This window comes from Variovorax paradoxus NBRC 15149, assembly GCF_001591365.1.
Classification (GTDB): Bacteria; Pseudomonadota; Gammaproteobacteria; order Burkholderiales; family Burkholderiaceae_C; genus Variovorax; species Variovorax paradoxus.
In genome coordinates, this window is the sequence record NZ_BCUT01000001.1 from 1,900,849 (window position 1) to 1,923,279 (window position 22,431).

Sequence of the window (22,431 nt, forward strand, 5' to 3'; positions counted from 1 at the left end):
AGCGGCCAGCCGCAAGTCGCAAATGACTCAGAAAAACAGCCCTAAGGTCTTCACCTCGTACGCGCAAAATTTCGAGGACGTCATGCTCTGGCGGGCGCTGAAGCACGTACCTGCCGGCGTCTATGTCGACATCGGCGCGCAGCATCCCGTGGTGGATTCCGTCAGCAAGGCTTTTTACGAGCAAGGATGGCGCGGCGTTCATGTCGAACCTGTGCCGCACTATGCGGAGTTGCTCAGGCAGGACCGGCCGGACGAGGTCGTGCTGCAGCTTGCGCTTTCGGACAGCGCCGGCATATTTGAACTCAACATCATCGAGGGCACCGGACTCAGCACGGGAGTGAAAGCCTACGCTGAAAGTCATCAGGCAGCACACGGCTTTGCGCACAGGACAATCCCAACGCCTATGCTTCCAATGAAGACCGCGTTGGCCTTCCTAGAGGGAAGTGCCGTGCATTGGCTGAAGATCGACGTCGAAGGAATGGAGGAAGCGGTTCTTCGAGGCTGGGACAGCAAGCTGCTGCGGCCATGGATCATTGTGGTCGAGGCGACAGTGCCATTGTCAACCGAGCAACACTACGAAGGCGTCGAGCGCACTCTGGTCAAGGCAGACTACCAGTTCGCCTACTTCGATGGGCTCAATCGCTTCTATGTTGCGACAGAGCACGCGAATCTGCTCTCCGCGCTCCAGACCCCTCCGAACGTGTTCGACAACGTAGAGCTCAGCGGCTTCTCGGGAACATGGTGTAACGGGTTGATCGCGCGCCATAAAGCAGAACTGCACTCCTACACAGAACAGCTTGCAGCCAGCCGTGCCGAATTGGTTCAAGTCGAGCTCAAGAAAAAGGCCGAACTCAGCAGCGTAAAGACTCAATTCGAGAAGGTAAAGGAGAGGCTCGAGGAAGCAACGAATCAGGCCCACCTTGCGGCAATGCGGGCGGTCGAAGCTGAAGCGCGAACTGCCATCGCCGAAGCGAACGTCCGACACGCAAATGACCGGGCTCTCGATGCAGAAGCACGTGCCTCGCTCACAAGCCAAACTTCCCTCCGGCGATTGGCAACGGCCATTGCAGATGGCCGCATCACTAGCGGGACAAAACGCCGAATCAAGACGGCGCTTCGCATTGCGGCCATTGTGATAGGGCGGCATCCCATATTGAAGCGCTCCGCCGCATTCGTTCTGAGTTGCGCCCCACCGTTGAGGCGCCGTTTGCAAACGATTCTGGCTCCGGCACCAGAATCGGCGCCCCCCCCGGAACCCGAAAAACCTTTGTCAATGTCTCCGGAAACCGCGTTGGTGTACAGACAACTCCAAATCCTTAAACGCCAGCACCGATCGGAACCTGCCTGATGCGAATTGTCATTGACTTGCAAGGAGCCCAATCGAGCGGCAGCAGACACCGGGGTATCGGGCGCTATTCACTATCGCTGGCGCAAGCGATGTTGCGCCAGGCCGGCACTCATGAGCTCTTGATTGTGTTGAATGGGCGCTTTTTTGATGCGGCGGACGATATCAACGCCGCTGTTAAGGGGCTGATTGATCCCGCCTGCATCAAAGTTTGGCGTCCGGCCGCTCGGTCCGGATCCGCGGCCAGAACATCAGGCGATGTTTTGGCAGACGAAAAGCTCTATGAAACATTCCTAGCTAGTCTGATGCCTGATGCTGTGCATGTATCGAGCCTTTTCGAGGGTTTGAGCGATGAAGCAGTTACCAGCGTCGGCCGATTTGCGCGAACGCCCACGGCGGTCACACTTTACGATCTGATTCCACTGATCAACCCACATCCTTATCTCAACAACCCAGTCATGCGCGACTGGTACATGGGCAAGGTAGAGGCGATGCGAAGGGGCAGCCTTTGGCTTGCCATCTCGGAGTCGTCGAGGCAAGAGGGCCTCACTCATCTGGGACTGGATGCGGCACGCTGCGTCAATGTGTCGACGGCTGCCAGCGATCATTTCAGAAAGATCGATGTCTCTCCAGAGCGCGCTCGGGAATTGCGCGAGCGCTACCGTATGCACAAGCCGTTTGTGATGTACACCGGTGGCATCGATCACCGGAAAAACATCGAGGGCTTGGTTAGAGCATTTGCATTGCTCCCCGCAATCTTGCGCGCACAACATCAGCTTGCAATCGTATGTTCGGCGCGACCGGAGGACCGCGAGGCACTTCTTGAACTGGCTCGGCGACAAGGGCTGGCTGAGGGAGATGTAGCCGTTACGGGGTTTGTGCCCGAACAGGACCTGGTCGATCTCTATAACCTGTGCGCGCTGTTCGTTTTCCCTTCATGGCACGAGGGATTTGGCCTGCCCGCTCTGGAAGCCATGCTGTGCGGCGCTCCCGTGATCGGTGCTAACACATCCAGCCTGCCCGAGGTGATCGGATGGAGCGACGCGCTCTTCGATCCGCGCGACGACAAGGCCATTGCCGCGAAGATGTCACAGGCGCTCAGCGATGATGGATTTCGAAGTGCTTTGGTCGACCATGGCGTCCAACAGAGCAAGAAGTTCTCGTGGGACGAATCGGCCCGACGCGCCCTCATGGCATTCGAGCAGTTGCATGAATTGAGGTCTCGCGCCGTCTCTGTGGCATCAAGCACCGCAACCAGCAAGCCACGCCCTCGCTTGGCTTATGTATCGCCGCTGCCGCCCGAACGCAGCGGCATTGCGAACTACAGCGCCGAACTGCTGCCTGAGCTTGCAAAGTTCTACGACATTGAACTCATTACGGACCTCAAGGCAGTCGACACGCGCGAAATGCCTGGCTCGTTCCCACTGCGCACCGTCGAATGGTTTCGCCGCAATGCATCGGCATTCGATCGAGTGCTATATCACTTCGGCAATTCCGAGTTTCACCAGCATATGTTTGGGCTGCTGCAGGATGTACCAGGCGTCGTCGTCTTGCACGACTTCTACCTGAGCGGTGTTCAGGCCCACCGGGAGATCGTTGGGCGTGAGGCTTTCAATTGGACACACGCGCTCTACGAGTCCCATGGCTATCGAGCCGCGGTTGATCGATTCAAGGCAGCGGACTCTGCGGAGATCATCTTCAAATACCCATGCAACTTCGATGTACTTCGTCTCGCCTTGGGTGTTATTGTTCATTCGCCTTATTCAATAGAATTGGCAACCAATTGGTTCGGTGCGGCGCTCGCGGACAAATGGGCACTCATTCCCCATTTACGGGTCGTGCCTGAATCTATCGAAAGCGCTAGGACTCGCGCTCGCAATGAACTTGGACTTCGGCCCGACGATTTTCTGGTCTGTGCATTCGGTCTGCTTGGCCCCACGAAGTTGAACCACCGCTTGCATGAAGCATGGATGCAATCGTCATTGGCGCAAGATCCAAGGTGCAAGCTGGTGTTCGTCGGAGAGAACGATAAAGGAGCGTACGGCCAGCGATTGGAGCTAGCAATAGCACAGGATCAGGGGCAATCTGGCGTCAGTATTACCGGGTGGGCGGATTCCGAGACTTTTCAACGCTATCTGAGCGCTGCGGACGTAGCCGTACAACTGAGAGCTCTGTCCCGAGGTGAAACATCGGGAACGGTATTGGATGCAATGAGCCGAGGAGTCCCAACGGTCGTGAATGCCAACGGTTCCATGGCGTTCTTGCCTTCCGACGCAGTCACGATGCTGCGAGACGAATTTGCTGATAATGAACTGATCGGCGCATTGGAAAGGCTTCGTCAATCCCCCGAGGTTGCAAGAGCGCTCGGACTAGGGGGAAAACACCTGATTGAAACCGTGCACGCGCCTGCTGCATGCGCACAGGCATATTCGAATGCGATTGAATCTTTCGCCACCCGTTCCGAGCACGGCCGCACGGGGTTGATCAGATCGATAGCATCAGACCCTCAGCACTCCGAGAACGGCCTCATTGAAATAGCCCGCTGCATTGCGCAAGCACTGCCTCTGCCCACGCCTGAGCGCCAACTCTTCGTCGACGTGTCCGAGCTCGTACAAAGGGACTGGCAAAGCGGCATTCAACGTCTTGTCAAGTCCTTGCTATGGGCATTGTTCGAAGCTCCTCCGGTCGGCTACCGGATCGAGCCGGTCTACGCCGTGAAAGGCGAGCCTGGGTACAACTATGCGCGAAAATTTTCACTGCATTTCCTTGGATGCTCGACCGCGAGCTTGCAGGATGCACCGATCGATGCCCGAGACGGCGATGTGTTCGTCGGGCTTGATCTGCAGCCGCATATTGTGTTGGAACAGACTGCGTTCTATCGAGAGCTGAGACAGATCGGCGTCCGGGTCGAATTTGTGGTGTACGACCTGCTTCCGGTTCTGCTGAGCAATAGGTTTTTCGATGGCGCAAAGGATCTGCATGAGCGTTGGCTGAAAGCCATCTCGGAGAACGATGGTGTTCTCGCCATCTCCAATTCAGTGGCTAATGAATTCACAGCGTGGCTGTCGGAGAACGTGCCTGAACGGCTCGCCGCGGGGCTGAAAGTGCGGGCCTTTCATCTTGGTGCAGATATATCCTCTTCGTCGCCGTCGACCGGCTTGCCGTCCGATGCCGCATCGACTCTGAGTCTGATCGCAGCGAATCCCAGTTTCCTGATGGTCGGCACCATCGAACCCCGAAAGGGCCATGAACAAGCGCTGAGTGCATTCGAGCAGCTTTGGCGCGATGGATCCAGTGCCAATCTCGTCATCGTCGGCAAGGCAGGCTGGATGGTCGAGGCGCTGATTGAACGCTTGCGACGGCATCCACAACGCGGTAAACGGCTTTTCTGGCTGGAAGGCATCAGCGACGAATACTTGGAACGGCTCTACGGTACCTGCGCGTGCTTGCTTCTGGCCTCGGAAGGGGAAGGCTTTGGCCTGCCGTTGATCGAAGCCGCAATACACAAGCTGCCCATCATCGCGAGGAATTTGCCCGTTTTCAGAGAAGTCGCGGCAGATCATGCGTTTTACTTCGACGGTACGACAGGCGACGAACTTGCCGTAGCAGTTGCACAATGGCTGGCTCTCTTTCGTCAAGGAGAGCATCCACACTCAGAGACAATGCCGCACCTGACATGGCAGCAGAGCGCCGATCAGTTCAAGGCTGCGCTCTTCGGCAACCCATGAATTCAACAATAGTCGCACCACCAGACATGACGGGCAATTCCGAATGCCCCACGTGTAGATGCAGCTATCCAATCACTCAGTTAGAAGGAAAGAGACTCCGATGAAAAAGCGCGCTGTTGTAACAGGCATCACAGGCCAGGACGGAGCCTACTTGGCCGAGCTACTGCTTTCAAAAGGCTACGTCGTCCACGGCACCTATCGCCGCACCAGTTCGGTCAACTTCTGGCGTATCGAGGAGCTTGGCATTCAGGCTCATCCGGACCTTCATCTCGTGGAATACGACCTGACGGACCTCGGCAGTTCGATTACGCTGATCAAAGATGCAAATCCCGACGAGGTCTATAACCTCGCGGCACAGAGCTTCGTCGGCGTCAGCTTCAATCAGCCTGCCGCCACGGCGCAGATCACGGGCATCGGCGCGCTTCACCTGCTCGAAGCCATTCGCCTGGTCAATCCCAAGATTCGCTTTTACCAAGCTTCGACCTCTGAAATGTTCGGCAAGGTACAGGCCATTCCCCAGATAGAAGACACTCCCTTCTACCCGCGCAGCCCCTATGGCGTGGCCAAGCTCTACGCCCACTGGATGACCATCAACTACCGTGAGAGCTATGACATCTTCGGTTGCAGCGGCATCCTTTTCAATCACGAGAGCCCATTGCGCGGCCGAGAGTTCGTCACCCGCAAGATCACTGATGGCGTCGCGAAGATCAAGCTGGGCAAGCTTGACGTGCTGGAGCTAGGAAATCTCGACGCCAAGCGCGACTGGGGCTTTGCCAAGGAATATGTCGAGGGTATGTGGCGGATGCTGCAGGTCGACGAGCCGGACACTTACGTGCTTGCCACCAACCGTACGGAAACGGTGCGCGATTTTGTCAGCATGGCTTTCAAGGGCGCTGGCATCACTGTCGAGTTCAAAGGCGCAGGAGAGACGGAGTCCGCGGTCGACACGGCTACCGGCAAGACCGTGATGCGGATCAATCCGAAGTTCTATCGTCCGGCCGAGGTGGAGCTTTTGATTGGCAACCCTGCAAAGGCCAAAGAAAAACTCGGCTGGGAACCCTCCACTACTTTGGAGCAACTCTGCCAGATGATGGTGGAGGCGGACATTCGACGCAACGGGCAGGGGTTTTCGTTTTGAAGATTTTGCTCACGGGCGCGGAAGGGTTCACTGGTCGCCTGTTCGCTGAAAGGGCTGTAGCGGCCGGCCACACCGTCGTCCCGCTCCAGTCCGATCTGACTCACGACGAAGCAATACGCAAGGAAGTGCTGGAGATCGCTCCGGAGGCTGTGGTACATCTGGCGGCCATCAGCTTCGTCGGGCACGCGAACGATGCCGCGTTTTACGCAGTCAACGTGGTTGGTACCACGAATCTTCTGAATGCCCTTGTGCAGTTGCCTGATCGACCTGATCGCGTCCTTCTGGCCAGCAGCGCCAACATTTACGGCAACACAGCTCGTTCCCCCATCGACGAGAACCAGCCGCCAGCGCCAGTGAACCACTACGGGATGAGCAAGCTGGCAATGGAGTACATGGCGCGAACGTACCGAGATCGATTGAATCTGGTGATCACTCGCCCATTCAACTACACCGGCCCCGGGCAAGATGCCAATTTCCTGATTCCGAAACTCGCCATGCACTTTGCGGCGCGTGCACCATCGATCGCCCTTGGGAACCTCGATGTCGAGCGCGAGTTCAATGACGTGCAAATGGTCTGCGATGCCTATTTGCTGCTGCTCGCCCACGGGGAGCCGGGCGAGGCCTACAACATTTGTTCGGGGCGCCCCTATGCACTGCGCTACGTGATCGAGACGTTGGCCCGCATGACCTCACACAGCCCTCGAATTGAAGTGAATCCGGCCTTCGTCAGGGCAAACGAGGTGCATCGGCTGTGCGGCAACCCCAACAAGCTCCGGGTATTGCTGGCGAAGCAGGGGGCTGTTCTGGCCGAGCCTGCACTCGAGGAAACACTCGCGCGAATGCTCCTTGCGGCCAAGGGCAGGACTGCGGCGTCAATCAACTGAAGACTTCAGCTTGGATGAGAGCGGCACCGGCCTGGTCTTTGGCCGACAACTGAGGATGAGCGCCGACGCTTGGCCAAGCAATACCTAGCTTGGCGTCGTCCCATTTGATGCACCGCTCATGCGCCGGTGCGTAGTAGTCGGTGGTCTTGTACAAGAACTCTGCCGTCTCGCTCAGCACCAGAAACCCATGCGCAAACCCCTCGGGCACCCACAACTGCCTGTGGTTGTCCTCGCTGAGCTCCACTCCCACCCATTGACCAAACGTCGGCGACGACTTGCGGATGTCCACCGCCACGTCGAACACCGCCCCGCGCACCACACGCACCAGCTTCCCCTGGGGCTGCTGGATCTGATAGTGCAGGCCCCGCAGCACGCCCTTGGCCGAGCGCGAATGGTTGTCCTGCACGAACTCGACGTGCCGGCCGACCGCCTCATCGAACGCCTTGCCGTTGAAGCTCTCATAGAAAAAGCCGCGCGCATCGCCGAAGACCTTCGGCTCGATGATCAGCACCTCGGGAATGGCGGTCGGCGTGGCCTTCACGAGCGCACCTCCTCGGCCAGCAGGTGGTTCAGGTACTTGCCGTAGCCGTTCTTCTGCAGCGGCGCGGCCAGCCTCGCCAACTGCTCGCGGTCAATGAAGCCATTGCGCCACGCGATCTCTTCGGGGCAGGCGATCTTCAGGCCCTGCCGGTGCTCCAGCGTGGCGATGAACTGGCCGGCTTCCAGCAGGCTCTCGTGCGTACCGGTGTCCAGCCAGGCATAGCCGCGCTGCATGATCTGCACGCTGAGCTGGTCCAGATCGAGATAGGCTTGGTTGACCGCCGTGATCTCCAGTTCGCCGCGCGCGCTGGGCTTCACGGCCTTGGCGATGTCGACGACCTGGTTGTCGTAGAAGTACAGGCCGGTCACGGCGTAGCTGCTCTTCGGCTTCAGCGGCTTCTCTTCGATGCTGCTCGCTTTGCCCTTGGCATCGAAGGCCACGACGCCATAGCGCTCAGGATCATGCACGTGGTACGCAAACACGGTCGCGCCCTCGGTCTTCGCATTCGCGCCTTCAAGCAAATGCGCGAAGTCGTGGCCGTAGAAGATGTTGTCGCCCAGCACCAGCGCGCTCGGCGAATTGCCTACGAATTTGTCGCCGATGATGAAGGCCTGCGCCAGGCCATCGGGGCTGGGCTGCACCGCGTACTGCAGGTTGATGCCCCACTGGCTGCCATCGCCCAGCAGCTGCTGGAAGCGCGGCGTGTCCTGCGGCGTGCTGATGATCAGGATGTCGCGCATGCCGCCGAGCATCAGCGTGCTGAGCGGGTAGTAGATCATCGGCTTGTCGTACACCGGCAGCAGCTGCTTGCTGAGCGCGAGCGTGGCGGGGTGCAGCCGGGTGCCGGAGCCGCCGGCCAGGATGATGCCTTTGCGTTGCGTGGTCTTCGTGGTCATTGTGTTGTGTTCTCCGCTTCTTGCTTGCGTGGGTCGCTTGTTCTGCCGCCTGTCAAAGAGTCTCGCGCAGCATGCGGGCCACGCCCTGCTGCCAGTGCGGCAGCACCAGGCCGAAGGTGGCCTGCAGCTTGCGCGTGTCCAGGCGCGAGTTGGCGGGGCGCGTTGCGGGCGTGGGGAACGCGCTGGTGGGCACGGGGTCGACGGCTTCCGGTCCCGCCTTGAGTTCGACGCCGGCCGCCTTGGCCTGCTCGATCACGAAGCGCGCATAACCGTGCCAGGTAGTCTCGCCGCCGGCCACCGCGTGATACAGGCCGGCCTTGGCCGGGTCCTGCAGGGTGGCGCGGATGGCGTGCGCGGTGACGTCGGCCAGCAGCTCGGCGCCGGTGGGCGCGCCGAACTGGTCGTTGATGACGGTCAGGCGATCGCGCTCCTTGGCGATGCGCAGCATGGTCTTGGCAAAGTTGCCGCCGCGCGCGGCATAGACCCAGCTGGTGCGGAAGATCAGGTGCTTCGCGCAGTGCCTGGCCACCAGTTGTTCGCCTTCGAGCTTGGTGCGGCCGTACACGCTGAGGGGGCCGGTGGCGTCGTCTTCTTTCCAGGGCGTGCTGCCGCTGCCGTCGAAGACGTAGTCGGTGGAGTAGTGCACCATGAGCGCGCCGATCTGCTGCGCGGCCTCGGCCACCACGCCGGGCGAGGTGGCGTTGAGTTTGCGCGCGAACTCGGGCTCGCTCTCGGCCTTGTCGACGGCGGTGTGGGCCGCGGCATTGACGATGACGTCGGGGCGCACTTTCAGCACCGTTTCGGCCAGTTGCTCGGGGCGGCTGAAGTCGGCGTTGAAGTCGGTGCTGTCGAAGTCGAGCGCGACCAGCTCGCCCAGCGGCGCGAGGCTGCGCTGCAGCTCCCAGCCGACCTGGCCGCCCTTGCCCAGCAGCAGCAGCTTCATGCCGCAGCCTTGGCCGCGGGTGCGGCGTCGTATTGCTTCTCGACCCATTCGCGGTAGGCGCCGCTTTGCACGTTGCGCACCCATTCGCCATTGGCCAGGTACCACTCGACGGTCTTGCGGATGCCGCTGTCGAAGGTTTCGGCGGGCTTCCAGCCGAGTTCGCGCTCGAGCTTGCGCGCATCGATGGCGTAGCGCCGGTCGTGGCCGGGGCGGTCGGTGACGTAGCTGATCTGCTCTTTGTAGGGCTTGCCGTCGGCGCGCGGGCGCAGTTCGTCGAGCAGCGCGCAGACGGTGTTGACGATCTCGATGTTGGGCTTCTCGTTCCAGCCGCCGACGTTGTAGGTCTCGCCGAGCTGGCCGGCCTCGAGCACGCGGCGGATGGCGCTGCAGTGGTCCTTCACGTAGAGCCAGTCGCGCACCTGCATGCCGTCGCCATACACGGGCAGCGGCTTGCCGGCCAGGGCGTTGACGATCATCAGCGGGATGAGCTTCTCGGGGAAGTGGAACGGCCCGTAGTTGTTGGAGCAGTTGGTGGTGAGCACCGGCAGGCCGTAGGTGTGGTGCCAGGCGCGCACGAGGTGGTCGCTCGCGGCCTTGCTGGCCGAGTAGGGGCTGTTGGGCTCGTACTTGTTTTCTTCGGTGAAGGCGGGGTCGGTCTTGGAGAGCGAGCCGTAGACCTCGTCGGTCGACACGTGCAGGAAGCGGAAGGCGGCTTTCTGCTCGGCCGGCAGCGCGCTCCAGTGGCCGCGCACGGACTCGAGCAGGCGGAAGGTGCCCAGCACGTTGGTCTGTACGAAGTCTTCGGGGCCGTGGATGGAGCGATCGACGTGCGATTCCGCGGCAAAGTTCACGATGGCGCGCGGTTTGTGCTCGGCCAGCAGGCGGTCGATCAGTGCGCTGTCGCCGATGTCGCCCTGCACGAAGATGTGCCGCGGGTCGCCCTTGAGAGACGCAAGCGTCTCGAGGTTGCCGGCATAGGTCAGCTTGTCGAGGTTCACGACAGGCTCGTCGCTCTGCGCCAGCCAGTCGAGTACGAAGTTGGCGCCGATGAAGCCCGCGCCGCCGGTTACCAGGATCATGAGGTCCCCTGTTGTTGTCGAACGATCGCCCCTGCGGCGAATGAACGGACGATTATCCCATCGGCCCCGCAGGGCCTCGTTCAAGGGCTGGCTCGCCCGGCAAGCCCCGCCTACAATTGCCCTACTGCAGGAGAGCGGGCAACCCCGGGTTGCCCTACCGAAGGCGCAAACTCCCATAAACGCTCAGGTCGGCCCGAACAAGGGGCCTGTACTGCATCACATCAAACGCCGTCTGGAGAGCCATCACCTCGCGTGATGCACCGAAGGAGCAAACCCGTTGCAAGGTGCAACAGGTGAATCTCTCAGGTACCAAGGACAGGGGGAGCGGCAACTTGGACGGCGTTCGTCCGGTTGCTTGCTATTTAATCAGTAGCACACCAGGTCCGCCGTTCAAGTGCCCATCTTCAAAGGTACTTGAAATGCGTGTGATCGTTCTTGGCGCCGGCCTGCTCGGCGTGACTTCTGCTTACTATCTTCAGCAACTCGGCCACGAAGTGACCGTGATCGACCGGCAGGCCACGCCGGCCGCGGAAACCAGCTTTGCCAACGGCGGGCAGATCTCGGTCAGCCATGCCGAGCCCTGGGCCAACCCGAGCGCCCCGCTCAAGGTGCTGCAATGGCTGGGCAAGGAAGACGCTCCGTTGCTGTTTCGCATCCGCGCCGACATGCGCCAGTGGCTCTGGGGCCTGCAGTTTTTGCGCGAATGCACGCCGGCGCGCACCCGGCACAACATCGAGCAGATCGTGCGTCTGGGCACCTACAGCCGCGAGGTGCTGCAGCAGCTGCGCGCCGACGCCGGCCTCCAGTACGACCAGCGCATGCAGGGCATCCTGCACTTCTATACGACGCAGAAGGAGTTCGACGGCGCCCTCAAGCCCGCCGAGCAGATGCGCGCACTCGGCTGCGAACGCCAGGTGATCTCTGCCGACGAGGCCGTGAAGATCGAGCCCGCCCTCGCCCACATCCGCCCGAAGCTGGCCGGCGCCACCTACACGGCGGAGGACGAGTCCGGCGATGCGAATCTTTTTGCACGCGAGCTGGCGAAGCGCGCGGCCGCAGCCGGCGTGAAGTTCCTCATGAGCCACACGGTGACCGCGCTGCGCGAGGCCGGCGGCAGCATCGACCACGTCGAAGCCACCGACAGCGAAGGCCGCTTCCAGCGCATCCGCGGCGACGCCTTCGTGCTCGCGATGGGCTCGCTGAGCCCGATCGCTGCCGCGCCGCTGGGCATCCGGCTGCCGATCTATCCGGCCAAGGGCTACTCGGTGACGCTGCCGGTAAAGGATGCGTCGAAAGCCCATCAGGTTTCGCTGACCGACGACGAGTTCAAGCTCGTGTTCTCGCGCTACACCTCGGCTTCCGGCGACCGCCTGCGTATTGCCGGCACGGCCGAGCTCAACGGCTACGACCGCGACCTGAACCGCGTGCGCTGCGAGGCGATCGTGCGGCGCGTCGAGGAGCTCTTTCCGGGCGCCGGCGACACCACGCAGGCCCAGTTCTGGACCGGCCTGCGCCCCGCGACGCCGAGCAACGTGCCGCTGATCGGCAAGACGAAACTGCCGAACCTGTACCTCAACACCGGCCACGGCACGCTCGGCTGGACGCACGCCTGCGGATCGGGCAAGTCGATTGCGCGCATCGTGAGCGGACTCGCGCCCGAGGTCGACTTTGCGTTCACCGGCATGCCTGCGCCGGTGGCGCGCATGCTGCAGCCGGCCTGAATGCCGGCAGGCAGGGCGAGGCTCAGTCCTTGCTGGTGAACACTGTCAGCACGCCGGTGTAGCCATACAGGTGGTGGCGGGCGATCTCGCCTGCCGCGAAGAAGCCAACCAGCGGCACGTCGCCCAACGCGTGCCGCACGATCTGCAGTTCGGCGCCCGGCGCGCCAAAATGCGGCCCGCCGCGCCCCGAGCAGCTCACGTACACCGCGCCCGCGATGCGGCGCGCCGGATGCGGCGCGGCCTCGGCCTCCCCGGCCGCGACGGCGCGTGCGGTGGCCAGCGTCTGCTCCTCGGGCTCGAGTTCCTCCCGGATTTCCGCGCAGATGCGCATCAGGTCGGCGCGCGCGGCCTGCGCATTGCGGCGGCAGAAGGTCAGGCGCATGCCGGCCTCCGCCACGTCGGCAATCGCGATGCCGCGGCGCGTGGGGTCCAGGCCGATGATGTGGCGCACCAGCACGTCGGCGCCCAGGTCGCCGGTGCGGCGGATGCCGTCGCTGCCGGCGTCGGCAAGGCCCACCAAGGTGGCGCGCACGGCGTCGATGGCTTCCTGCGGACGCTCGAGCGTCACCTGCAGGTCGGCCAGCAGCACGTCGAGCGCGGGTTCGCCATCGAGCTTGAGCAGCAGGTTGCCGTCGGCTTCGGTGATCTCGCGCTCGCGCCCCGCGCCCGAGCGCAGCGGCTGGCAGCCCTGGGTGACGCGCGACACCAGCCGCACGCCCTCGCCGAACACCACGCCCGACAGGCCGCCCGAGAACACGCCGCCCGCGGCGCCGTGCCCGCGGATGTTGCCGTTGCCGCCCACCGCGAACTGCAGCGCGCCGCCGCGGCCTGACGACAGCCCGCCGAACAGGTAGCCGGTGTCGGTGCGGCCCGCCATCTCGCCGATGAGTTCGGTCAGGTCGGGCGTGGCGGGGTCCGCGTGCACCAGCGCCGTGTGGGCCTCGAAGCCGCTCATTTCCGAATTGCCCAGCGGCGCCACGCCGGAGAACACGCGGTACTGGTCGCTCGGCAGCGCGCAGAGCATCAGGCTGAGGCCGGGCTCGTCGAAATATTCGGCGTTGTTGGCCGAGACGCCGATGCCGACGGTGCCCGACCAGTCGGTGACCTCGGGCAGTTCGGCGCTCAGGTGGTCGAGGATGTCCTGCGCATCCGACGCGTAGTGGTCGGTGATGTAGAGCAGCCCGAGCGTGGGCGACGCCGCATAGTCGGGCAGCGCCATCTGCGCGCGCAACTGGGCCAGCACGAGGCCGGCTGCCATGCGCCATTGCGGGTGGGTGGCATGGCCGGAAGGAAACAGCTTCATGATGCGTGCCAACCCGTTCTCTTCAAGAAAGATGTGTGTATGACGTCAGCGGCGGCCGGTCGTTCGCTTGCGCGCGGCGGCCGATGCCTTCTTGGCGGCGGCGGGCGCCGCCGCCTTCCTGGCCGCGGGTTTCGAAGCCGCGGGAGCATTAGCCGCCGGCTGGGCCATGGCCGGCACCTTGAGCTGGGCTGCATCCTGCAGCGCCGAGCTCGCGATCTGCTGGAACTGCTCAGTCAGCGAGCCCCACCATTGCATCGGATCGATCACGCCGGCGGTGCCATTGCCGCCCGAAGCGGCAGCGGCCGAAGCCGGCTTGCCGCGCGCCTTCTTTGCCGGCGCCGGGGCTTCTTCTTCCTCGGGCTCGACCTCCGGTTCGGCCGGCGCAGCGGCTGCAGGTGCCGCAGCAGCGGCAGGCGCCACGGCGGCCGCCTGCTTGGTGAATGCGCTGGCGATATCTTCCATCCGCACGTTCATGCCGCGCAAGGTCGAAAGTGTCATCTTTTGCACTTCGAGCGCCTGGATGGTGGCCTTGAGCGCGTGGCCGTTCTGCTCGAGCCAATACTGCACCGTCTTGAGTTCCTGGATGCGCTTGTCGACCTCTTCCACGCTCAGCGTGGGGGCCACCCAGCTCGCGAGGCTCGGCAACCCGGGCACCGCACTGCCCGCCGCGCCGCCGGCGCCACCGCCGGCAAGGTTCTTCAGAAAATCGAATCCGGGGACGAATTGACTGAAGTCGAAGGGTTGGCTGGCGTTGCTCATGCGGAGGTCTCCGGTTGGGTTTTCTTGTGATGCCAGCTTACTCCAAGGCACCGCCGTTTTGGGCCCGGGCGCCCTCCCCTTTGCCCCCTCAGAGTTCCGCGCGCACCTTGCTGAACACCTTCCAGAAGGCCGCGTCCTGCGAGGTCGCGAAATTGATCCGCATCATCGTGCTCGGCGGCCGCCGCGCATGGAACAGCGAGCCCGGCGCGAGCAGGTAGCCCTGGTCGAGCATGCGCTGGGTGAGTGCGTCGGTGTCGACGCCGGTGTCGACCCAGCCGAACAGGCCCGCCGGCTCGGACGCAAAGCTGCAGCCATGCGCCATGGCGAGCTTCACCGCGCGGCCGCGGGCGCCGTCGAGCCGGATGCGTATGCGCTCGGCATGCCGCCGCAGCTGCCCCTGGTCGATGCACCACGAAAGCGCCCGCTCGAACAGCGTGGGCGTGGTGAGCGTGGCCAGCAGCTTGGTCTCGAGCAGCCGCTCCTTGAGTTCCGGCGAAGCGGCCAGGAAGCCGATGCGCCAGTTGGGCGCCAGGATCTTGGCGAAGCCGCTGACGTAGATGGTGCGCTGCAGCCCGTCGAGCGCGCTGAGCCGCGTGGCGTGCTCGGGTGCGAGGTGGCTGTAGGTGTCGTCCTCGACGATGTGGAAGTCGTGCTCGTTGGCCAGCTTGAGCACGCGGTGCGCGCTGCCGGGCGTGAGGCTGTAGCCGGTCGGGTTGTGCAGCACGCTCACGCTCACGAAGAGCTTGGGGCTGTGCAGCTGGCAGTACTGCGCCATCACCTCCAGGTCGGGCCCGTCGGCGCGGCGCGGCACCGGCAGGATGCGCATGCCCAGCGCCTCGAGCCGCGCGAATTCCAGCGCCCAGCCGGGCTCCTCGACCATCACCGGATCGCCCGCGCGCAGCAGGGTGCGGCTCACGATGTCCAGCGCGTGCGTGGCGCCCACGGTGGTCACGATCTGGTCGGGCGCGGCGGGCACGTTGATGCCCACGAGCTTGTTCGACAGGCTGCGGCGCAGCGCGGCGTCGCCCGAGGGTTCGCCGTACTGGAGCGACAGCTCCTGCAGCGCAGCTGTACTGGTCATGCGGCGCACGGCCGTCGGCATGAAGGCGGAGGCCATCCAGTCGGGCGGAAACACGCCCATGCCCGGCTGCGGCTTGTCGCTGGGCCGATGGAACATGCTGCGGATGAGCGAGCTCGCATCGGCCGGCACGCGCGAGGCCATCATCTGGACCACCATGGGCGCCGCGTTGGGTGGGCGCCCGTCCTGCGCCGGCGCCGAGTCGCGCACGTAGAAGCCGCGCTGGCGGCGCGCCTCGACCAGGCCCTGCGCCAGCAGCTGGTCGTAGGCCGCCACCACCGTGTAGGGGCTCACGCCCTGCTGGCGCGCGCATTCGCGCACCGAGGGCAGGCGTGCGCCGGGCGGCAGCAGCCGGGTGCGGATGCGTTCGGCCAGCCGGTCGGCCAATTGCCCCGTGAGCGACTGGGTGGAGGTTCGTGTCAGCATCTGGGGCTCGGCTTCTGTGTCGAAAGAAAGACCAATACAGTTTTCGAATATGTTCGACTAACTGTATTGGAACTGCAATGGTGTGAAAGTTTAGAGTGTATGCAATGAACTGGCAAGAATTCACCGCGCTGCTGGTGCTGGCCACGGCGATGAGTTTCTCGCCCGGTCCCAACACCACGCTTTCCACGGCCCTCGCGGCCAACGGCGGCCTGCCGCGCGCCATGCGCTTCGTGGTGGCCGTGCCGGTGGGCTGGACGCTGCTGCTGGTGCTGTGCGCGGCCGGCATCGGCGCGCTGGTGGTGGCGGTGCCTTCGCTGCGCCTGGGCATCAAGGCGCTGGGCGTGGGCTACCTCTTGTGGCTGGCCTACAAGCTGAGCGGCAGCGGCACGCTCGGCCGCGCCGATGGCGCCAGCCTCGACGTCGGCTTCGGCCAGGGCGTGATGCTGCAGTTCGTCAACATCAAGGCCTGGCTGCTCGCACTCACGCTGGTGGCCGGCTGGATCGCGGGGCAGCCCGATGCGCTCGGGCGCTTCGCCATCGTCGCGCCGGTGATGCTGGTCTACGCCTTCATCAGCAACTTCACCTATGCATTGGCGGGCGCGCTGCTGCGCGAATGGCTCTCCAAGGGCAAGCGCCTGCTGTGGTTCAACCGCGCGATGGGGCTGGTGCTGGTGCTCACGGCCTGGTGGATGCTGGGCGTATGAGCGCCGCGCCGGGCCGCCCCAAGCAAGCTCGCACCGCAGTGCGAAGCACGGAGGTCATCCAATGAGTAGCCGCCTCAACATCAGGGACGAAACGCTCGGCATGTGGCTTGGCGTGATCGGCGTGGCGCTGTTCGCGGTCACCTTGCCGATGACGCGGCTGGCCACCGGCACGCAGGGCGCGCCGCAGCTGTCGCCCTGGTTCGTGACGCTCGGACGCGCCGCACTCGCGGGCATTCTCTCGACAGTCTTCCTGCTGGCCACGCGCTCGCCGCGGCCCGCTGCGCACCAGTGGAAGCCGCTTGGCATGGCGGTGCTCGGCAACGTGATCGGCTATCCGCTGCTGCTGGGCTACGCCTTGCGCGTGGTCACGGCCAGCCACGCCGCGGTGGTGACGGCGCTGCTGCCGCTCGTGACCGCGGCGGTCGCGGCCTGGGTGCTGCACCAGCGCGCGCGGCTCGGCTTCTGGCTCTGCGCCATTGCGGGCAGCCTGCTGGTGGTGCTGTTCTCGGTGCTGCGCGCAAGCCAGGGCGGCCACGGCTTCGGCTTCGAATGGGCCGACCTGCTGCTGGTCGGCGCGGTGGTCGCGGCGTCGTTCGGCTACATCTACGGCGCGCAGGTCACGCCGTCGCTCGGCGCGGAGCGGGTGATCTGCTGGGTCTGCGTGATGGCGCTGCCCGTGACGCTGCCCGCCACGCTGGCCCTGTGGCCCGCGGAGCCCATCGCCACCTCGGCCTGGCTGGGCTTCGTCTATGTGGGCGTGTTCTCGATGTGGATCGGCTTCTTCGCCTGGTACCGCGGCCTGGCCCTGGGCGGTGCGCTGCGCGTGAGCCAGACGCAGCTGCTGCAGCCCTTTCTCTCCATCCTTGCATCCATTCCGCTGCTGGGCGAACCGCTCGACGTGGTCACGCTGGGCTTTGCCATTGCCGTGGTCTGCACGGTGGTGCTCGGCAAGCGCCTTTCGCAGCCGCAGCCCGCTCCTGCCGTTTCGCCGCGCGCCGCGCATGCCGAACAATCCTGAATCCCACCCCACCCGACTGAAAGAAGACCCCATGAACTGGAAACTCGCCGCCCGCGCCGCCAAGATGAATCCGTCGGTGCTGCGTGAAATCCTCAAGGTCACCGAGCGCCCCGGCATCATCAGCCTGGCCGGCGGCCTGCCCTCGCCCAAGACCTTCCCGATCCAGGCCTTTGCCGACGCCTGCGCCGAAGTGCTGCACAACGACGGCCAGGCCGCGCTGCAGTACGCCGCGAGCGAAGGCTATGCGCCGCTGCGCCAGGCGGTGGCCGACATGCTGCCGTGGAACGTCGATCCCGCGCAGGTCCTCATCACCACCGGCTCGCAGCAGGGCCTGGACCTGGTGGCCAAGGTGCTCATCGATCCGGGCAGCAAGGTGCTGGTCGAGACGCCCACCTACCTGGGCGCGCTGCAGGCCTTCGGCCCGATGGAGCCGAATCCGGTGAGCGTGGCAAGCGACGACGAAGGCGTGATCGTCGAAGACCTGGTGGCCAAGGCCAAGGATGGGCGCTTCGTCTACCTGCTGCCCAATTTCCAGAACCCCACCGGCCGCACCATGACCGAGGCGCGCCGCGCCGCCGTGTCGGCCGCCGCGGCCGCCGCCGGCCTGCCGATCGTCGAGGACAACCCGTACGGCGAACTGTGGTTCGACGAAGCCCCGCCGCTGCCGCTCACGGCGCGCAACCCCGAGGGCTGCATCTACCTGGGTTCGTTCTCGAAGGTGCTCGCACCGGGCCTGCGCCTGGGCTTCCTGGTGGCGCCGAAGGCCATCTTCCCGAAGCTGCTGCAGGCCAAGCAGGCGGTCGACCTGCACACGCCGATCTTCACGCAGCGCATGGTCTCGGCCGTGATGAAGGACAACTTCCTCGAGCGCCACGTGCCCACCATCCGCGCGCTCTACAAGCGCCAGCGCGACGCGATGATGGCTGCGCTCACGCGCGAGATGGCCGGGCTGGACGTGAAGTTCAACGCGCCCAAGGGCGGCATGTTCCTGTGGGCCCGCCTGCCCGAGGGCATCGACACCGTCGCGCTCCTGCCCAAGGCGGTGGAGCGCAACGTGGCCTTCGTGCCGGGCGCGCCCTTCTATGCGGACCAGGGCGATCCGCGCACGCTGCGGCTGTCGTTCGTGACGGCCAGCGTCGAGGAGATCGACACCGCGATCGCCGCGCTGGCCCTGACGCTGCGCGAAGAGCTGGCGCTGCTGGGCGAGCGCAGGCTCGCGCCCGAACCCGTCTGAGCCGCAACACGAGGCAGACCACGATGCACATCGCCATCCTGACTTTCGACGGCTTCAACGAACTCGACTCGCTGATCGCGCTCGGCGTGCTCAACCGCATCAAGAGGCCGGGCTGGCGCGTGACGCTGGCCGCGCCCAGCGCCACGGTCACCTCGATGAACGGCGTCACCGTCCATGCGAGCTCCACGCTCGAAGCGGCCGCCGAGGCCGGCGCGGTGCTCGTCGGCAGCGGCATCCGCACGCGCGAGATCGCGGCCGATCCGGCCATCATGGGCGCGCTGCGCCGGCTCGATGCGAAGCGGCAGCTGATCGGCGCGCAGTGCTCGGGCACGCTGCTGCTCGCCAAGCTGGGCCTGCTGGGCGCGGTGCCGGCCTGCACCGACCTCACGACCAAGCCCTGGGTGCAGGAAGCCGGCGTCGAGGTGCTCAACCAGCCTTTCTTCGCCAAGGGCAACGTGGCAACGGCCGGCGGCTGCCTGTCGGCGCCCTACCTCGCGGCCTGGCTCATCGCGCGCAGCGAGGGCATCGAAGCCGCGAAGAGCGCGCTGCACTACGTGGCGCCGGTGGGCGAGAAGGAAGACTACGTGGCGCGCGCGCTGCGCAACATCGAGCCCTACCTCCCCTCGGTTCCGGCTGCCACGGCCGACGCCGCCTGAAGAACGTGCCGCTGGACATACCATGATCAGCCTCGCCACGCTCGCGCTCTTCCTGCTGGCCGTTCTCGCGCTGTTCCTGTCGCCGGGGCCGAACATGGCCTTCGTGCTCTCGCACGGCGTGGCCCACGGCCCGCGCGGCGGCTTCGCGGCGGCGCTCGGCATCTCGTCGGCCGACCTGGTGCACACGCTCTTCGCCGCCACCGGCGTGACGGCGCTGGTCGCGGCCTGGCCGCCCTCGTTCGACCTGCTGCGCTACGCGGGCGCGCTGTACCTGCTGTGGCTCGCGGTGCAGGCCCTTCGCAGCAGCGGCGGCCTCCCCACGGGTGCGCGTGCGCAGCCATCCGCCTTCGCGCGCATCGTGCGCATGGCCTTCCTGAACAACCTCGTCAATCCGAAGGCGCTGCTGTTCTTCATGGTGTTCCTGCCGCAGTTCGTCGACCCGGCGCGCGGCAGCGTGCCCTTGCAACTGGTGCAGCTCGGCGTCATGCTGTCGGCAGCCGCGCTCGCGTTCAACACGCTGCTCGGCGCCTGCAGCGGACAGCTCGGCCGCTGGCTGCAGCGCCGTCCGGGGGCTGAAAAGTTCCAGCGCGGCCTGCTGGCCCTGGTGATGGTCGGCCTGGCGATCCGCCTGCTGCTGCTCGACCGTCCCGCCGTGCCATCCGCCCTGTCCGCCACACCTGTCCAAGGAAGCTGAACACCATGCTCAATATCTGGGGCCGCATCAGTTCGATCAATGTGCGCAAGGTCGTCTGGTGCGCGCAGGAACTCGGGCTCGACTTTCAACGCACCGAGGCCGGCGGCCGGTTCGGCGTGGTGCAAACGCCCGAGTACCTGGCGCTCAATCCGAACGCGATGGTGCCCACCATCGACGACGGCGAAGGCAGCGATCGCGTCACGCTGTGGGAGTCGAACGTGATCGTGCGCTACCTCTGCGCCAAGCATTCGCACGGCAAGTTCTATCCGAGCGAGCTGCCGGCGCGCTTCGATGCCGAACGCTGGATGGACTGGCAGCAGACCACGCTCAACCGCGCGAGCCGCGACGCCTTCGTGCAATGGGTGCGCACGCTGCCGGCCGAGCGCGACCCGGCGCTGATCGCGGCCTCGGTGCATGCGAGCGAGGCGCTGTTCGCGATGCTCGACGCGCACCTGGCCCGGCAGCCCTTCATGGCCGGCGACCGCTTCACCATGGCCGACATTCCCATCGGCTGCGAGGCGCACCGCTGGTTCGGCCTTCCGCCGGCCGAATACCAGCGCCCGAGCTGGCCGAACCTCGAACGCTGGTACGGCGAACTGATCTCCCGGCCGGGCACGCGCGGCGTGCTCGACCTCCCGCTCGAATGAAAAGCATGAAATCCCGTTCGTTCAAACAAGTCGACGTCTTCACCGCCACGCCCTACCTCGGCAACCCGCTCGCCGTGGTGCTCGACGGCAGCAGCCTGGGCGACGCCGAGATGCAGCGCTTCGCGCAGTGGACCAACCTGTCGGAAACCACCTTCCTGCTGCCGCCGACCGAGCCCTCGGCCGACTATCGCGTGCGCATCTTCACGCCCGGCGGCGAACTGCCCTTTGCGGGCCATCCCACCATCGGCAGCTGCCACGCCTGGCTGCAGGCCGGCGGCAAGCCCAAGGCGGCGGGCCGGATCGTGCAGCAGTGCGCGGCCGGCCTGGTGCCGCTGCGCCATGAAGGCGAGCGCCTGGCTTTCTCGGCCCCGCCGCTCAAGCGCAGCGCGCCGAGCCCCACGCTGCTGGCCAAGGTGGCGGGCGCGCTGGGCCTGAAGGCGCAGCAGGTGGTTGCGGCGCAGGTGCTCGACAACGGGCCGGTGTGGTTCGGCCTGCTGCTCAGCGACGCGGACACCGTGCTCCGGCTGGTGCCCGACCACCGCATGCTCAAGGAGCTGGGTGTGAAGGCCGGCGTGGCGGGCATGCCTGCCGAGCAGGGCGCGTCGATGCTGATCGGCCGCTCCAACCGCGAGGCGCGCGCCTTCGGCGGCAAGTCCGTTGCAATCGAAGAAGGCGAAGGCCCGAAGATCGACCTCGAGGTGCGCGCCTTTGCCGCGCCCATTGGCGTGGAGGAAGACCCGGTCACCGGCAGCCTCAACGCCAGCCTGGCCGAATGGCTGATCGCCGACGGCCACATGCCCGCGCGCTACGTGGCCGCGCAGGGCCAGTGCCTCGGCCGCTCCGGGCGCGTGTACATCGAGCGCGTCGCCGACGGCAAGGTGTGGGTCGGCGGCGATGCCGTGACCTGCATCGACGGCCAGGTCACGCTGTAAGGCAAGGCACCATGCATGCGCAGCTCGACCACCTGGTGATTGCCGCCGCCTCGCTGGCCGAGGGCGTGGCGTGGTGCGAGGCCACGCTGGGCGTCACGCCCGGCCCTGGCGGCTCGCATCCGCTGATGGGCACGCACAACCGGCTGCTGAACATCGCGGCCGAGGCGTTCCCGCAGGCCTACCTGGAAATCATCGCGATCGAGCCCGGCAAGCGGCCATCGCGCCCCGGCACGCGCCGCTGGTTCGACCTCGACGACCCGGTGCTGCAGGCCGGGCTCGTGCGGCGCGGACCGCGGCTGGTGCACTTCGTCGCGCGCGTGCCCGACGCGCACGCCGCGCTGCAGGCGCTGGCGCGCGAGGAGCACGCCCACATCGACCGCGGCCAGTTGCTCGAAGCCTCGCGCGACACGCCCGCCGGCCGGCTCGAATGGCAGATCACGGTGCGCAATGACGGCCAGCGCCTGTTCTACGGCGCGCTGCCCACGCTGATCCAGTGGGGCCCCGTGCATCCCACCGACGCCATGCCCGGCTCGGGCCTCGCGATGCGCTCGCTGCAGGCCACGCATCCGCGCGCGGCCGACCTCTCTGCGGCGCTGTCGGCCATCGGCATGGCCGGCATGGCGGTGCAGGCCGGCGCGCCCAACCTGGTGGCCGTGCTCGACACGCCCCGCGGCCCCGTCACGCTTCAATCCGAAGGACTCTGAC

General features: G+C 65.2%; 20 protein-coding genes and 2 riboswitches. Of the genes, 13 read left to right on the plus strand and 7 right to left on the minus strand.

The window, feature by feature from the left end:
* The first annotated feature begins 22 nt into the window (after positions 1-22).
* The 4 genes from VPA02S_RS08960 (at position 23) to VPA02S_RS08975 (ending at position 7,095) form a co-directional block, all read left to right on the plus strand.
* Positions 23-1,348 carry an FkbM family methyltransferase gene (locus VPA02S_RS08960; RefSeq protein WP_062363404.1) on the plus strand — a complete coding sequence of 442 codons (1,326 nt, stop codon included), beginning with the start codon at positions 23-25 and terminating at the stop codon, positions 1,346-1,348.
* Entirely contained in the window at positions 1,348-5,073 is a 3,726-nt protein-coding gene (locus tag VPA02S_RS08965; RefSeq protein WP_062363406.1) for a glycosyltransferase, read from the plus strand. The genes VPA02S_RS08960 and VPA02S_RS08965 overlap by 1 nt, the downstream gene beginning before the upstream one ends.
* A 100-nt stretch (positions 5,074-5,173) precedes the next feature.
* Positions 5,174-6,211: a GDP-mannose 4,6-dehydratase gene (gene gmd, locus VPA02S_RS08970; protein WP_062363409.1), complete on the plus strand. Its 1,038-nt coding sequence runs from the start codon at positions 5,174-5,176 to the stop codon at positions 6,209-6,211.
* The gene (locus VPA02S_RS08975; protein ID WP_062363412.1) at positions 6,208-7,095 is read left to right on the plus strand and encodes a GDP-mannose 4,6-dehydratase; all 888 of its coding nucleotides are present in this window, start codon (positions 6,208-6,210) and stop codon (positions 7,093-7,095) included. The genes gmd and VPA02S_RS08975 overlap by 4 nt, the downstream gene beginning before the upstream one ends.
* Here the strand turns inward: VPA02S_RS08975 and rfbC are convergent.
* From rfbC to rfbB, 4 genes are read right to left on the minus strand one after another with little or no spacing between them, the layout of a single operon-like run.
* Positions 7,088-7,636, minus strand: a complete 549-nt coding sequence (gene rfbC / locus VPA02S_RS08980; protein WP_062363414.1) for a dTDP-4-dehydrorhamnose 3,5-epimerase — start codon at positions 7,634-7,636, stop codon at positions 7,088-7,090. The two genes, VPA02S_RS08975 and rfbC, sit on opposite strands and share 8 nt — an antisense overlap.
* Complete coding sequence (rfbA, locus tag VPA02S_RS08985) at positions 7,633-8,532, minus strand: glucose-1-phosphate thymidylyltransferase RfbA (protein WP_062363417.1); 900 nt, start codon at positions 8,530-8,532, stop codon at positions 7,633-7,635. Before rfbA ends, rfbC begins: the two co-directional genes overlap by 4 nt.
* Before the next feature lie 52 nt (positions 8,533-8,584).
* Positions 8,585-9,475, minus strand: a complete 891-nt coding sequence (rfbD, locus tag VPA02S_RS08990; protein WP_027730485.1) for a dTDP-4-dehydrorhamnose reductase — start codon at positions 9,473-9,475, stop codon at positions 8,585-8,587.
* Positions 9,472-10,554: a dTDP-glucose 4,6-dehydratase gene (gene rfbB / locus VPA02S_RS08995; RefSeq protein ID WP_062363420.1), complete on the minus strand. Its 1,083-nt coding sequence runs from the start codon at positions 10,552-10,554 to the stop codon at positions 9,472-9,474. Before rfbB ends, rfbD begins: the two co-directional genes overlap by 4 nt.
* Positions 10,555-10,671: 117 nt before the next feature.
* Positions 10,672-10,773, plus strand: a riboswitch (glycine riboswitch).
* A gap of 3 nt (positions 10,774-10,776) precedes the next feature.
* Positions 10,777-10,883, plus strand: a riboswitch (glycine riboswitch).
* A gap of 90 nt (positions 10,884-10,973) precedes the next feature.
* On the opposite strand from rfbB, the gene VPA02S_RS09000 reads away from it, so the two are divergent.
* The gene (locus VPA02S_RS09000) at positions 10,974-12,275 is read left to right on the plus strand and encodes a D-amino acid dehydrogenase (protein ID WP_062363422.1); all 1,302 of its coding nucleotides are present in this window, start codon (positions 10,974-10,976) and stop codon (positions 12,273-12,275) included.
* A gap of 22 nt (positions 12,276-12,297) precedes the next feature.
* Here VPA02S_RS09000 and VPA02S_RS09005 read toward each other — a convergent pair whose 3' ends face one another.
* From VPA02S_RS09005 to VPA02S_RS09015, 3 genes are all read right to left on the minus strand, one after another.
* Entirely contained in the window at positions 12,298-13,578 is a 1,281-nt protein-coding gene (locus VPA02S_RS09005) for an FIST signal transduction protein (protein ID WP_062364448.1), read from the minus strand.
* A 45-nt stretch (positions 13,579-13,623) separates the two neighbouring features.
* Positions 13,624-14,337 (minus strand): PhaM family polyhydroxyalkanoate granule multifunctional regulatory protein, encoded by a 714-nt coding sequence (locus tag VPA02S_RS09010; protein WP_062363425.1) that lies wholly within the window; start codon positions 14,335-14,337, stop codon positions 13,624-13,626.
* Between the two features lie 88 nt (positions 14,338-14,425).
* Positions 14,426-15,841 carry an aminotransferase-like domain-containing protein gene (locus VPA02S_RS09015; protein ID WP_027730489.1) on the minus strand — a complete coding sequence of 472 codons (1,416 nt, stop codon included), beginning with the start codon at positions 15,839-15,841 and terminating at the stop codon, positions 14,426-14,428.
* A 104-nt stretch (positions 15,842-15,945) separates the two neighbouring features.
* Here VPA02S_RS09015 and VPA02S_RS09020 point away from each other — a divergent pair, with 104 nt between their 5' ends.
* The 8 genes from VPA02S_RS09020 (at position 15,946) to VPA02S_RS09055 (ending at position 22,430) form a co-directional block, all read left to right on the plus strand.
* Positions 15,946-16,545, plus strand: a complete 600-nt coding sequence (locus tag VPA02S_RS09020) for a LysE family translocator (protein WP_027730490.1) — start codon at positions 15,946-15,948, stop codon at positions 16,543-16,545.
* Positions 16,546-16,606: 61 nt separating this feature from the next.
* Positions 16,607-17,563, plus strand: coding sequence for a DMT family transporter (locus VPA02S_RS09025; protein WP_062363428.1), 957 nt, complete (start codon positions 16,607-16,609; stop codon positions 17,561-17,563).
* 31 nt (positions 17,564-17,594) lie between these two features.
* Positions 17,595-18,797 (plus strand): aminotransferase-like domain-containing protein, encoded by a 1,203-nt coding sequence (locus VPA02S_RS09030; protein ID WP_174545056.1) that lies wholly within the window; start codon positions 17,595-17,597, stop codon positions 18,795-18,797.
* Between the two features lie 23 nt (positions 18,798-18,820).
* Positions 18,821-19,453 carry a DJ-1/PfpI family protein gene (locus VPA02S_RS09035; RefSeq protein ID WP_062363431.1) on the plus strand — a complete coding sequence of 211 codons (633 nt, stop codon included), beginning with the start codon at positions 18,821-18,823 and terminating at the stop codon, positions 19,451-19,453.
* Between the two features lie 22 nt (positions 19,454-19,475).
* The gene (locus VPA02S_RS09040; protein ID WP_062363433.1) at positions 19,476-20,147 is read left to right on the plus strand and encodes a LysE family translocator; all 672 of its coding nucleotides are present in this window, start codon (positions 19,476-19,478) and stop codon (positions 20,145-20,147) included.
* A 5-nt stretch (positions 20,148-20,152) separates the two neighbouring features.
* Positions 20,153-20,794, plus strand: coding sequence for a glutathione S-transferase family protein (locus tag VPA02S_RS09045; protein ID WP_062363436.1), 642 nt, complete (start codon positions 20,153-20,155; stop codon positions 20,792-20,794).
* Positions 20,795-20,799: 5 nt separating this feature from the next.
* Positions 20,800-21,726, plus strand: coding sequence for a PhzF family phenazine biosynthesis protein (locus VPA02S_RS09050; RefSeq protein WP_174545057.1), 927 nt, complete (start codon positions 20,800-20,802; stop codon positions 21,724-21,726).
* Positions 21,727-21,737: 11 nt separating this feature from the next.
* A complete protein-coding gene (locus tag VPA02S_RS09055; protein ID WP_062363441.1) occupies positions 21,738-22,430 on the plus strand; it encodes a VOC family protein in 693 nt (230 codons plus the stop codon).
* Position 22,431 lies beyond the last annotated feature (1 nt).